Origin of the sequence: Chryseobacterium sp. CFS15, from assembly GCF_031118795.1 — a bacterium.
GTDB classification, from domain to species: domain Bacteria; phylum Bacteroidota; class Bacteroidia; order Flavobacteriales; family Weeksellaceae; genus Chryseobacterium; species Chryseobacterium indoltheticum.
In genome coordinates, this window is the sequence record NZ_JAVHYL010000004.1 from 249746 (window position 1) to 263614 (window position 13869).

13 protein-coding genes are annotated in these 13869 nt (G+C 34.6%); 11 read left to right on the forward strand and 2 right to left on the reverse strand.

Translation table 11 applies throughout. The features are described 5' to 3' along the window. Positions 1-182 precede the first annotated feature (182 nt). The 3 genes from OH814_RS08195 (at position 183) to OH814_RS08205 (ending at position 4787) form a co-directional block, all read left to right on the forward strand. A complete protein-coding gene (locus OH814_RS08195) occupies positions 183-2480 on the forward strand; it encodes a GH92 family glycosyl hydrolase (RefSeq protein ID WP_308827841.1) in 2298 nt (765 codons plus the stop codon). A gap of 218 nt (positions 2481-2698) precedes the next feature. Further along, on the forward strand, positions 2699-3706 hold the full coding sequence (locus OH814_RS08200; RefSeq protein ID WP_308827842.1) for an aldo/keto reductase: 1008 nt from the start codon (positions 2699-2701) through the stop codon (positions 3704-3706). Between the two features lie 184 nt (positions 3707-3890). Beyond that, entirely contained in the window at positions 3891-4787 is an 897-nt protein-coding gene (locus tag OH814_RS08205; protein WP_308827843.1) for a helix-turn-helix transcriptional regulator, read from the forward strand. On the opposite strand, the gene OH814_RS08210 is transcribed toward OH814_RS08205, so the two are convergent. Further along, complete coding sequence (locus tag OH814_RS08210; protein ID WP_076557619.1) at positions 4784-5161, reverse strand: helix-turn-helix domain-containing protein; 378 nt, start codon at positions 5159-5161, stop codon at positions 4784-4786. The genes OH814_RS08205 and OH814_RS08210 overlap by 4 nt on opposite strands. A 106-nt stretch (positions 5162-5267) precedes the next feature. Here OH814_RS08210 and OH814_RS08215 point away from each other — a divergent pair, with 106 nt between their 5' ends. Further along, the gene (locus OH814_RS08215) at positions 5268-5870 is read left to right on the forward strand and encodes an NAD(P)H-dependent oxidoreductase (protein ID WP_308827844.1); all 603 of its coding nucleotides are present in this window, start codon (positions 5268-5270) and stop codon (positions 5868-5870) included. 172 nt (positions 5871-6042) lie between these two features. Here the strand turns inward: OH814_RS08215 and OH814_RS08220 are convergent, their stop codons facing one another. Continuing rightward, entirely contained in the window at positions 6043-7380 is a 1338-nt protein-coding gene (locus OH814_RS08220; RefSeq protein ID WP_308827845.1) for a dihydroorotase, read from the reverse strand. Positions 7381-7500: 120 nt separating this feature from the next. On the opposite strand from OH814_RS08220, the gene OH814_RS08225 reads away from it, so the two are divergent. From OH814_RS08225 to OH814_RS08255, 7 genes are all read left to right on the forward strand, one after another. Continuing rightward, a complete protein-coding gene (locus OH814_RS08225) occupies positions 7501-8955 on the forward strand; it encodes a lipopolysaccharide biosynthesis protein (RefSeq protein ID WP_123886160.1) in 1455 nt (484 codons plus the stop codon). A gap of 33 nt (positions 8956-8988) precedes the next feature. Continuing rightward, on the forward strand, positions 8989-10005 hold the full coding sequence (locus OH814_RS08230) for a sugar phosphate nucleotidyltransferase (RefSeq protein WP_076557611.1): 1017 nt from the start codon (positions 8989-8991) through the stop codon (positions 10003-10005). 133 nt (positions 10006-10138) lie between these two features. Continuing rightward, positions 10139-10981: a DUF4292 domain-containing protein gene (locus OH814_RS08235; protein ID WP_308827846.1), complete on the forward strand. Its 843-nt coding sequence runs from the start codon at positions 10139-10141 to the stop codon at positions 10979-10981. Then, complete coding sequence (locus OH814_RS08240) at positions 10978-12537, forward strand: peptidoglycan DD-metalloendopeptidase family protein (protein WP_308827847.1); 1560 nt, start codon at positions 10978-10980, stop codon at positions 12535-12537. The genes OH814_RS08235 and OH814_RS08240 overlap by 4 nt, the downstream gene beginning before the upstream one ends. 31 nt (positions 12538-12568) lie before the next feature. Then, positions 12569-12787, forward strand: coding sequence for a twin-arginine translocase TatA/TatE family subunit (locus OH814_RS08245; protein ID WP_076557605.1), 219 nt, complete (start codon positions 12569-12571; stop codon positions 12785-12787). A gap of 12 nt (positions 12788-12799) precedes the next feature. Beyond that, positions 12800-13411: a DUF4254 domain-containing protein gene (locus OH814_RS08250; protein ID WP_308827848.1), complete on the forward strand. Its 612-nt coding sequence runs from the start codon at positions 12800-12802 to the stop codon at positions 13409-13411. Further along, complete coding sequence (locus OH814_RS08255; protein ID WP_076557601.1) at positions 13408-13863, forward strand: hypothetical protein; 456 nt, start codon at positions 13408-13410, stop codon at positions 13861-13863. The genes OH814_RS08250 and OH814_RS08255 overlap by 4 nt, the downstream gene beginning before the upstream one ends. Positions 13864-13869: the final 6 nt, after the last annotated feature.

The window sequence follows — 13869 nt, forward strand, 5'->3', positions numbered from 1 at the left end:
AATCTTTTTGTCACACTGAGCATGTCGAAGTGTTCTTGTGCTTAAAACATCATTAATGATTAAAACTTTGCGCCTTTGCGATTTGACACCAAAATTAATTATCAATTTTAAGCAATTATAAAAGGTCAAATAATTATTATTTGATTTTATCTAAATTTACCCTTCCAAAAAAATATTCCTTCATGAAAAATCCGAGAACTTCTCTTTTTCTATTCCTTTTATTATTGAGTTTAAATTGTAAAGCTCAACAATTCGAAAAACTTTATCAATATATAAACCCATTGATCGGAACTGAAAAAATGGGACACACTTATCCTGGCGCAACAGCACCTTTCGGAGCGGTACAATTAAGCCCTGAAACAGATTCAATTCCCTTTGAAATTAATGGAAAATATAATGGCGAAGTGTATAAATATTGTGCAGGTTATCGGTATGAAGACAAAACCATTACCGGTTTTAGCTCAACCCATTTTAGCGGAACGGGACATTCTGATTTGGGAGATTTTTTGATCATGCCGACTGTAGGAAAATTACAATTAAATCCAGGAACCGCAACAAATCCTGAAAGCGGTTACAGAAGTAGATTTTCTCATCAAAACGAAAAAGCAGAAGCCGGATATTACAAAGTAAAATTAGACGATCATAATATTTTGGCAGAATTGACGGCGACAACAAGAGTTGGAGTTCACCGCTATACTTTTCCGAAATCTGATCAAGCCCATATTATTCTGGATTTAATGGCCGGAATTTACAATTACGATGGTAAAAATGTTTGGACTTACGTTCGTGTAGAAAACGAAAATACGGTTACAGGCTACCGACAGACCAACGGCTGGGCAAGAACAAGAACGGTTTATTTTGCCATGAAGTTTTCAAAGCCATTTAAATCTTACGGTCAGAAAAGTTATGATGAAAAACAGGTTTATAACGGGTTTTGGAGAAAATTTGACCAGACTAAAAACTTTCCGGAAATCGCAGGAAAAAATTTGAAAATGTATTTTGATTTTGACACTAATGAAAATGAAGCGATTGAAATTAAATTAGCTATTTCACCTGTAAGTCAAGCCAATGCTGTAGAAAATCTGGAAAAAGAAGCAGGAAACTTATCTTTCGACCAAGTAAAAATACAAACTCAGGAAAACTGGAATAAAGAATTAAATAAAATTGTCATTAAAGGTTCTGAAACTGAAAAAATCAATTTTTATACAGCGATGTATCATACTTTTATCAATCCGACAACTTACACCGATGTCAACGGAGAATATAAAGGTTTAGACCAAAACATTCACAAAGCAGAAGATTTTACCAATTATACAACCTTCTCAATTTGGGATACATATCGTGCCCTTCATCCGTTTTTTAACATTATTCAACCGAAGCGAAATAATGATATGGTGAAATCGATGATGGCGCATTACAATCAGTATTCAATGAAAATGTTGCCCATCTGGTCGCATTATGCGAATGAAAACTGGTGTATGAGCGGTTATCACAGCGTGAGTGTGGTCGCAGATGCAATTATTAAAGGAAATTATACCGGAAATGCAAAAGAAGCTTTAAGAGCTTGTGTTGAAACTGCTAACAAAAGAAATTATGAAGGCATCGGATATTATATCGATAAAGGATATATTCCTGCCGATAAAAGTGGAACTTCGGTTTCAAATACATTGGAATATGCTTATGACGACTGGGCAATTGCACAATTGGCAAAACATTTGGGTGAAACGGAAATTTACAATCGATTCATCAAACGTTCCGAAAACTGGAAAAATAATTTCGATAAAACTATAGGATTTATGCGTCCACGTTTGGCTGACGGAAGCTTTAAGAAAGATTTTAATGCATTAAGCACGCACGGACAAGGTTTCATTGAAGGGAATTCTTGGAATTATAGTTTCTTCGTTCCTCACAATCCGGATGAGTTAATTAAAATGTTGGGCGGAAAGAAAAAATTCGCTTCAAAATTGGATGAATTGTTCACCATGCATTTGCCTGACGAGTTTTTCGCCGACACAGAAGATATTACACGAGAAGGAATTATTGGCGGTTATGTTCACGGAAATGAGCCTGCTCATCATGTTGCCTATTTCTACAATTGGGCGGGACAACCTTGGAAAACTCAGGCACAAATCAGACGTATTTTGGAGATGCAATACAAAGCAAGTCCGGATGGATTGGGCGGAAACGACGATGCAGGTCAAATGAGTGCGTGGTATATTTTGAGTTCGCTTGGTTTTTATCCTGTTGCTCCGGGCTCGGAAGATTATGCAATTGGAAGTCCGGCAATTGATCATGCTGTTTTGAATTTAGAAAACGGAAAAACATTTGAGATTGAAGCGATTAACCAAAGTCCGAAAAATGTATATGTGGAAAAAATTGTTCTCAATGGAAAGGAAATTAAAAATTTTACATTGAAACATTCTGATATTACGAATGGCGGGAAATTGAGCTTTTATATGAGTGCTAAACCAAGAAAATAAACGTCTATTTTGTCATTCAGGGCACAGACTGAAGGTCTGCTAACGGAGTTCAGAAGTGGAGCGTGGAATCTACTTTATGCGCAGAGATTCTTCCTTCGTCAGAATGACAAATATTGGATTAAAATTCGTTCATCCGTAATTTGCATACGACAATCTCCATTTTGCATACATCCAATCCTTAATTTCTGATCAATTTTGTATCAATAAAATTTAACGATATGAAATTGAATCAAGTAAAATTAGGAAGTCAGGGTTTAATCATTCCGAATATCGGTTTGGGCTGTATGGGAATGACAGGTTTTGGAGACGCAGATATGTATGGTAAAAGCGATGAAAAAGAAGCAATTGCAACCATTCACCGTTCTTTAGAATTGGGTGGTAATTTTCTCGACACAGCAGATTTGTACGGACCTTTCAAAAATGAACAACTGATTGCAAAAGCCATTGAAGGAAACCGTAATCAATATATCATCGCAACAAAATTCGGTTGGGAAATTGATGACAACGAACAAATAACCTGGAAAATTAACGGAACAAAAGATTATGTAAAAAAATCGATTGAACGTTCCCTGAAAAATCTGAAAACTGATTATATCGACCTGTATTACATGCATCGCCTCGATAAAAATGTTCCCGTTGAAGAGACTGTCGGAGCAATGAGCGATTTGGTGAAAGAAGGCAAGATTGGTTATATCGGATTGTCTGAAGTTTCCTCTGAAACGGTGAAAAGAGCACATGCAGTTCATCCTGTTTCTGCAGTTCAGAGTGAATATTCTCTTTTTGAAAGAACAGTTGAAGAAAAAGGTGTTATCAAAACATTAAATGAATTAGGAATTGGTTTTGTCGCTTATTCACCGTTGGGAAGAGGTTTTTTGTCTGGCAACATCAAAACAATTAATGACCTGCCGGAAAATGATTTCCGAAGAGGAATTCCACGCTTCCAGGAGCAACATTTTCATAAAAATATTGAGCTGGTTGAAGCGATTGAGAATTTGGCAGAAGAAAAAGAAATCACTTCGTCACAATTAGCATTAGCCTGGATTATCAGCAAAGGAATTATACCAATTCCGGGGACGAAACGCAGAAAATATGTTGAACAAAATATTGAAGCGAGTAAAATTGTTTTAAGTGAATCTGATCTTCAGAAGCTGGAAAGTATTGTCCCATCGGGAACGGATACAGGCAAGCCTTATGATGAATTTAGTATGGGATTGCTGGATTATTAATTTGTACCTTTAATTGTTAAAAAACAACTCAAACCTCATAGGTTTTTGAAAACCTATGAGGTTTATTTATCTTAACGCAATACTGTTGCGCCCCGGCTTGAACGGAGCTCTTTTTGTGAAGCAAAAAAGCGGGAGTGGAAGACGGAAATAGGCGCCCAAAAATTATTATTAAAGCTTAAAAATCATGAACACCATACAATCTATTTCTGCATTTCACAAACTGCTTTCTCTGCCCGAACCAAAACATCCGATGGTAAGTGTTATCAATCTTCATGAAAGTGTTTTTATAGAAGATGAGGTCTGGAAAGGTTTTGTAAGCAGATATTATTGTGTCGCTCTGAAACGGAATGCAACCGGAAAAATAAAATACGGACAACAACATTACGATTATGATAAAGGTGTTTTGAGTTTTACGGCACCAAACCAAGTTCAGTATCTTGATCTGAAGACAATGGATTGTGAAAATACAGGTTATCTTCTAATTTTTCATGAAGATTTTTTGCTGAAACATTCTTTGGCAAAGACGATTTCTTCGTATGGATTTTTCTCGTATGCCGTGAATGAAGCGTTGCATTTATCTGAAGATGAAGAGAATGATTTGCTCGAAATTTTATATAAAATTGATAAAGAATGTCAACATATCGACCATCATACGCAGGAAATTATTTTATCGCAAATTGAATTGTTGTTGAATTATTCGAAGCGTTTTTATGAGAGACAATTCATTACCCGAAAAAGTGGAAGCCATCAGCTTCTGACAAAATTTGAATCTTATTTAAACGATTATTTTAATTCTGAATCATCTGAAAAAGGTCTTTTGACGGTTCATCAAATTGCAGAAGCGATGAATCTTTCTGCTAATTATTTAAGTGATCTTTTGAGAATTCAAACCGGACAAAACACGCAGCAGCATATTCATGAAAAACTGATCAGTAAAGCGAAAGAAAAGCTTTCAACAACTGAACTTTCGGTAAGTGAAATTGCGTATGAATTGGGATTTGAACATTCGCAGTCTTTCAGTACGCTTTTTAAGAAGAAAACCAATATGTCGCCTTTGGAATTTAGGCAGTCTTTTAATTAAAATAAATCTTGCTTAATATTATTTTTATGTGCTCTTCCCCATTCAGAAAGCGCCATAATCACAGTTTTCAAAGTCTTGCTGTAATCTGTAGAAATATATTCTACAATCACAGGCGTCTGTTCTGAATGTACAATTCTTTTGACAAAACCATTTAATTCTAAATCTTTCAGCTCATTTGAAAGTACCCTTGCAGATATTCCAACAACGATTCTCTGAAGCTCATTGAACCGAATATTTCCGTTTTCCTGTAACGCAATAATAATTTTCAGCTTCCATTTTCCACCGATTACGTAAATGGCATCTTCCACGGAAGAGAGACTTTCGGAGCATCTTTGAGCGGTAATGGGTTCTTCTAATTCAAGACTTTTTTCCATAAACAGATTTTAACTAACCAAAAGGTTACTGCTAACCTTTTGTTCACTACTAACTTTTGATAAGCAAATGTACATAATTTTGTCAAAGAAATTTAAAATTTAAAACATGAAACAAATTTTGCATATCATCTCAAGTCCGAGAACAGAAGTATCTGCAAGCAGAAAATTAGGCAATAGTGTCATAGAAAAGATTCAGGAAAAATATCCTGGCAGCATTGTGAAGGAGCGTGACCTTACAAAAAACCTTATACCGCTTTTGGAAGAAATACACATCAACACTTTTTTTTCTCCAGCAGAAAGTCATTCTCCCGAACAGCAGTTAATAAATACATATTCTGAAAATTTAATTTCAGAATTGCAGGAATCCGATATTATTGTTATCGATTCTCCGATGTATAATTTTTCCGTTCCGGCTACACTGCGAGCGTATTTTGATTTTACTTCAAGAGCAGGATACACTTTTAAATATGATGAAAACGGACCTCAAGGTTTGCTGAATGACAAAAAATTATACATTGCTTTTACATCCGGAAATATTTATTCGGAAGGTCCTTATCAAGTGTATGATTCCAATGTTCCTTATATAAAGAATGTTTTTGGTTTTTATGGCGTTAAAGATGTAAGCGTATTCCGTGCAGAAGGTTTGGCAATTCCTGGAGTTATGGAATCTTCTTTGCAAAAGGCGATTGAAAGTATTTTGATTGATTAGTTTGAATTATTGTTAGATAAATATTCTCTCGCAAATTATGCAGATTTACTTAATCATCTACTAGATTTGCTCAATCTGCGAGAGATTTAAATTAAGCTAAAGCCAATCCCCGTTCTTAAATAAAAAAACGGGCTAAAGCCCGTTCCTATTAATACAATTATTTCGTTATAGTTCATTCCTGAACTTCAAAAAGCAAACGCTCTCCGAATTTTTGTTCATTAATTTTTCCATTGTCATAAACCAGATTTCCGTTAACAAAAGTATGTGTGACTTTAGAATGGAAATTCATTCCTTCCAACGGGCTCCAACCACATTTGTAAAGAATGTTTTCTTTGGCAACCGTCCAGTTTTCATTTAAATCAACCAAAACTAAATCTGCTTTGTATCCTTCTCTTACGAAACCTCTTTTCTCCACTCTGAAAAGAATTGCAGGATTGTGAGACATTTTTTCAACGATCTTTTCTAAAGAAATTTTTCCATTTTTATAGTTTTCAAGCATCACAACCAAAGAATGCTGAACCAAAGGCGCTCCGGAAGGACATTTTGTGTAAACATTTTGTTTTTCTTCCCAAGTGTGAGGCGCATGATCGGTTGCAATCACATCGATTCTGTCATCCAACAGCGCTTCCCAAAGTGCATCTTTGTCTTTTTGAGTTTTTACAGCAGGATTCCATTTGATCAATCCACCTTTTGTATCATAATCTTCATTCGTGAAAGTCAGGTGATGAACACAAACTTCTGCAGTAATTTTTTTATCTCTTAAAGGAATATCATTTCTGAAAAGTTCCATTTCTTTTGCGGTTGAAAGGTGAAAAACGTGAAGTCTCGCTCTTGTTTTTTTCGCTAGCTCAACTGCTTTCGAAGAAGATTTATAACAGGCTTCTTCGCTTCTGATCAAATGATGGAATTTCACTGGAATATCTTCACCATATTCATCCATATATTTTTGAGTATTGGCTTTTATCGTTGCTTCATCTTCACAGTGAACAGCAATCAGCATTTTTGTATTGCTAAAAATATTTTCTAACGTTTCAGGATTATCAACCAACATATTTCCGGTTGACGAACCTAAAAATAGCTTAATTCCGGGAACATTTCGAGGGTTTGTTTTCAACACTTCCTCTAAATTATCATTGGTGCCGCCCATCATAAAACCGTAGTTTGCGTAAGCTTTTTGCGATGCTATTTCGTATTTATCGGCTAATAATTCCTGCGTAACCGCATTCGGAACCGTATTGGGTTGGTCTATGAAACTTGTGGTTCCGCCTGCAATGGCTGCACGAGATTCAGTTTCTATTTCACCTTTATGTGTTAAACCGGGTTCACGGAAATGCACCTGATCATCAATAACTCCGGGTAAAAGGTATTTTCCTTCAGCATCAATAATTTGGTCAGCATCTTCAGAAATTTGAGAATCGATTTTAGAAATCAAATCGTTTTCAATCAGAATATCACTTTTGATAATTTTTCCCTCGTTGACGATTTGAGCATTTTTTATAAGAATTTTCATTTTTACTTTTAGATATAAGATTGATATTGCACAAATTTAATATTTTCCAAAGTGATTTTTAAACATCAATCAGAAAATTGTGAATTCTAATATTTACATTTGCATTTTAAAAACCTAAAATTGTATAAGAAACTATTTGGACAAACCGCTGTTTACGGGCTCAGTTCAGTATTGGTAAGAATTTTCCCATTTCTTATTGCACCCATCGTAACAAAAGCTTTCGGACCTTCTGCTTCGTCACCTTTCGTAGATTGGTATTCTATTGCCGGAGTGATCACCGTTTTTCTGACTCATGGGATGGAAACTTCTTTTTTCCGTTTTGCGCAGGAAGGTGATATTGATAAGAAAACTTTAGTGTCTACCTGTGCTCTAAGTATATTAGGAACAGGCTTTATTTATTTGATTTTAGGATATGTTTTCAGGCAGGATCTTGCAAATGCTTTCGAAACTCCGGATCAGGTTAATTATTTAATTATTTTCCTGTTTATTTTATCCTTCGATGCGTTTTCTACGATTCCTTCGGCAGTTTTAAGGCTTGAAGGAAAACCCATTCAGTATATGCTTTCAAAGGTAATTGGTTCTTTAGCGTATTACTTTTTAGTCGTATTTTTCATTAAATGGCTTCCCACTTATCCTAATGGAATTTTAGGAATTAAATATAATCCTGAAATTGGGGTCGGATATGTTTTCATCGCCAATTTGGTACAGAGCATCATCACTTTAGCGATTGTAGGAAAAGAATTTGTGAATTTCAGCTTTAAAAAATTCGATTTCAAGCTGTGGAAAAGAATTATGAATTATTCCTGGCCGGTAATGATTGCAGGATTGGCAGGAATTATCAATCAGACTTTAGACCGACAGTTTTTAAAATATCTGCTTCCTAAAGAAGAAGCAAAACATCAGATCGGAGTTTATGGTGCAGTTTACAAAATTGCAACTTTCATCACGGTTTTCAGACAGGCTTATCAATTAGGAATTGAACCTTATTTTTTCTCAAGTTTTAAAGACAAAAGCAATCATAAAACTTACGCCGTTTTAATGGATATCTTTGTGATCTGCAATTGTTTAATATACATCGGATTGATGGTAAATCTACAATGGATTTCCGAAAAATATTTAAAGAATCCACTTTATTATGAAGGAATTGAGATTATACCTTTTGTAATGTTAGGCGCTTTATTTCTAGGGATTTATCTCAATCTATCGATCTGGTATAAACTTTCAGATCAGACAAGAGTTGGGTTGTATATTTCTTTAATTGGGGCTGCAATTACCATTTTTATCAACTTCACATTTATTCCAACATACGGATATTGGGCAAGTGCTTTTGCAGCATTAATTACGTATACAAGTATGATGATTATTTCCTACCTTTGGGGGAAATCACAATACCCGATTCATTATAACACATCCAAAATAGCAATTTATCTATCGCTGTCTATTGCAATTTCGATGATATCATTTTATTATTTCCGGCACAATTATTTAATTGGAAACGGATTGTTTCTTTTCTTCATTGCGTTTTTGGCGTATAACGAAAGAACAATGATTAATAAAATTCTAAGAAGATCTTAAATTAAACTTTATAAATAAAACAAACATTCATATATGAAAATTATTGTTCCAATGGCAGGAAAGGGCTCAAGATTGAGACCACATACATTAACTGTTCCTAAGCCGTTGATTCCTATTGCAGGAAAACCAATCGTACAGAGATTAGTGGAAGATATCGCTAAAGTGGCAGGTGAAAAAATTGAAGAGGTAGCATTTATTATTGGAGATTTTGGAGCAGAAGTAGAAGCATCATTACTTAAAATAGCAGAAAAACTAGGCGCAAAAGGAACTATTTACCACCAGCTTGAACCTCTTGGGACAGCCCATTCAATAAAATGTGCCGAAGAATCTATGCAGGGAAATGTTGTAATTGCTTATGCAGATACACTTTTCAGAGCAGATTTCACTTTAGATACCAATTCTGACGGTGTAATTTGGGTGAAAAAAGTAGAAGATCCTTCAGCTTTTGGTGTTGTAAAATTGGATGATTACGGTTTTATCACAGATTTTGTTGAAAAACCTGCGACTTTTGTTTCAGATTTGGCGATTATTGGTATTTACTACTTTAATTCTGCAGAAAAACTGATGTCTGAGATCAACCATATTATGGATAATAATATTAAAGTAAGTGGCGAATACCAATTAACAACTGCTTTAGAAAACCTTCGTCAAGCCGGAGCTAAATTTTCTTTAGGAAAGGTTGATGACTGGATGGATTGCGGAAATAAAAATGCAACCGTAGAGACCAATGGTAAGATTTTAGAATACGAAAAAGATGAGTTTACAGAATTTCCTCAGTCTGCTAATATTCAAAACTCGTTGATCATTCAGCCTTGCTATATTGGCGAAGGAGTTGAAATTTCAAACTCGAAAATCGGACCTTACGTTTCATTAGGAAAAGGAACAAAAGTAATCAATTCAAATATTGACAACTCATTAATTCAGGAGAAAACAGTGATCGATCACGGAAACCTTTCCAACTCAATGATTGGAAGCTCGGCTCAATACTTTGGAGTTGCCAGAGAAATTTCTTTAGGTGATTTTTCAGTTTTGGATTTTTTATCAAAATAAATTTATATAAAATAACGTTGAGAAGCCACACAATATCACATTGTGTGGTTTGGCGTTAATATTGCAAAAAGATTATTAAAAATTGCAGGTAAAATCGAAACGATTACATTTGCTAAAAATAATACAAATTCATATGAAAAAATGGGCACTCTTCCTGATTATTACAATGACTATACTTTCCTGCAAAAGCAGAAAAGCGCTTAATCAAAATACTTCTGAAAATGACAGTATTCAGGTACAGAATTCAAATCAGAATGATCCTAAAGATGCCAAAAACATTCAGGATCGTTTGAATTTTTACGAAAACATATTGATTCATCCTAAATTTGAGCATGTAAAAATCAGCAGTAAAATTACAGCAAGTGATTTGAGAGTAAGCCCGCTTGACGCAATAATTTACATTGAAAGCGACAAAAAAATATGGTCTAATATTACTTTTTTAATCATCCCTGCAGCCAGAGCGATTATTACTCCGGAAGGCATTAAGGCAATGGATAGATACAATAAAAATTATATCGACTCAGATTTTGACTATCTCAACAATCTTTTGAACGTTAATTTTATCGATTATAAAACTTTAGAAAAACTGTTGATGGGGCGTACATTTATGCACATTACCAACAGTAATTCAAAAATTGTAAAAAACTCTGAAGGATATCAACTGACTTCAATTACGAATCAGAAAATTGTTACTAATGAAGTGACAAGAGAATACAAAGTAGAAATGCAATACACTGAAGATTTCAATTTAAATTGGGTAAAATTACAAGATGTAAAATCCAATGATGCCATTGAAATCGTATATGAAAACTGGGAGACCTTCCCGAATGAAGTAAAGCTACCAAAAAATGTTAAAATAATTATAAAAGGTTCCAAAACAAGCCAGATTTTAATGGAAAACACGAAATTTGACTTTTCGAGGATGGAAACACCTTATTCTGTTCCAGCCAATTATAAGAAAATTGATATTAAATGATTAAAAAAATTAGCTTTTTAATAGGCATTTTGCTGTTCGGTTTACAATTTGGCCAACAAAACAAAGAACAGTTGCAGAAGCAAAATGCTGATCTAAAAAAACAGATAGCTCAGATAAATTCAGATTTGGCGAAAACTAGAAAAGAATCTAAATTGTCTATATCATATTTGAATAACGTTAATAAAAAATTAGCGCTTAGAGAAAAGGTCTACAACAATACACAAAAAGAAAAAAGATTTATTGAAGATGAAATTTATCTTCGTCAATTGGAAATCAACAGGCAAAACCGAGAATTGGCAGTTTTAAGAAAAAATTATGCTCATGTCTTAGTAAACGCTTACAAAAATAAAGGAGTACAGAATAAGGTGACTTTCATTCTTTCATCAAAAAGTTTGGGAGAAGCATTACGAAGAGTACAGTATTTAAAGCAATATTCGGATTATCAGGATAAAAAAGCTGCTGAAATAACAAACGCTGCAGTTGCGCTTAAAAAATCTGTTGAACAGAAAAGAAAATCAGCAACTGAGAAAGAAAATCTGTTAGCCAACCAGAAAAAAGATTTAACAACCATTAGCGTTGAACGTAGTCAAAAAGAACAGCTGGTAACAGACTTTAAGAAAAACGAAACGAAACTTACTGCTGATCTTAGACAAAAACAGACTCAGTCTAAAGCTTTAGAAGGACAAATAAGAGCCATAATTGCTGAAGAAATAAGAATTGCAAAAGCTGAGGAAGAAAGCAGAAGAAAAGCTGAAGCCGAAAAAATTCGTTTAGCAAAATTGGCTGCAGACAGAGAGAAAGCAAGAATTGAAGCAGAATCAAAAGCTCGCGCTGAAGCTCTGGAAAAGGAGAGAAAATTAGCTGAAGCTGAAGCTAAAAAAGCATCTGAACTGGCTGCAAAAAGAGCAGATGAAGAAAGAAAAAGGAATGAGGAAGCCGCAAGAAGTGAGGCCAATGCAAAAGATGAAGCAAGAAAACTTGCAGCTAAAAAAGCATCTGAAGAAGCAGCATTGCGATCTCGAGAGGCCACTGCAAAACTAAATGCCGCAAAAGCTGCAGAGGAAGCCTTAGAAAAGAAAAAAGACAGCGATAAAAAAGCCGCAGAAACAAAAGCAATGACCAATTATGGGGTATCTGCTCCTGCAGCGGGAAGTAATTTTGCATCAAGCAAAGGAAGAATTTCTATGCCTGCACAAGGAACGATCACTCATAGATTCGGGAGACAGCAACATCCGGTCTTTAAATCGATTTGGGAAGAGAATAACGGAATAAAAATATCTGTCGCAAAAGGAACTTCTGCAAGAGCAGTTTTCCCGGGATCGGTATCACAGGTAATTCCTTCAGCAGACGGTACAAGGACGGTGATGATAAAACATGGTGATTATTTCACCATTTATTCAAATCTTAGCAGCACCACCGTTTCTAAAAACCAGCAGGTTTCTGCAGGAACAGTAGTTGGGGCAGTGGCTCAGGATTTTGATGGCACCTACACGCTAGATTTCCAGATTTGGAATGGAAATAATGCAGTTGACCCTTTAGGTTGGGTTTCATATTAAAAAAAGATTAACTTTGCAAAAACATTAAGAAATGTATACATTAACAATACTCGCGTTATCTTGGCAGCACATCCTTATCGTTGCTATCATCCTTTTATTGCTTTTCGGAGGTAAAAAAATCCCTGAATTGATGAGAGGTATGGGTTCTGGAATTAAAGAATTTAAAGATGCTATTAAAGAAGAAGATAAACCGGAAGCAAAAACTACGGAAAATCATCCTTCAAGTAACAACCCAAACAGCAACTTATAATTTTTCATTTCAATGAACTTCACCGATACTGCCTGGAAGATCTTCAACCAATCAATTGAAGATTATCATGTATTAGACAGCGTTGATACACCTGTAAAAAATCCTTTTGAAACCGAGACTTTGGAACGGATTTTGTATGCTAAAAACTGGATTGATACCGTTCAATGGCATTTGGAAGATATTATTAGAGATGAAAATATAGATCCAACTGATGCTCTGCAACTAAAGAGGACGATAGATTCTTCAAATCAAAAGAGAACCGATTTGGTAGAATATATAGACAGTTGGTTTTTAGATAAATACAAAAATATTACGCCTAAATCTAATGCAAAAATAAATACTGAAACTCCAGCTTGGGCTGTTGACAGATTATCTATTTTAGCACTAAAGGTTTATCATATGTCGTTAGAAGCCAACAGAGAATCTGCTTCAGAAGAGCACCGTCAAAATTGCCAGGCAAAATTGGATGTGCTGCTTACTCAAAAAGAAGATTTGTCGACTTCAATAACTCAATTACTTACAGATATTGAAAACGGTGATGTTAAGATGAAAGTGTACAAACAAATGAAGATGTACAATGATGAAAGTCTTAACCCAATCCTTTACCAAAAGGATCAAAAATGAGACGACTACTTTTTCTTGGAACACTATTATTAATCACTTCTTCCTGTGCTACTGAAAAGCTGAATCTATCACCTTTATCAAACACTTTTTCAAGTGATTCAAAATCTGTTGATTCTGAAGATTCAAAAAGTATAAGTATTAATATTACCGAAAATGTAAATGCGTCAGAAATCACTAATCTGATTTCCACTTTTCCTAAATTTACCAATTCTGCTGTTAATAATGAAGTAATTACTTTAAAGTACACGCTTCAAAATTACCTTTATGCTATAGCAGCAGGCAATACTTCAGGAAAAAACAAAACCATTAAAAATCTGGAAAAATCTTACAAAAACATTCAAAAGCTTAGAAGATATCTTAAGAAAGATGAAGATGAAGTATTAAACAGATATTTGGTAAGATTAAAAACAAACGTTACCGTGATAGAAGATTCTGTAAACGGAAAAAAATAAACAAAA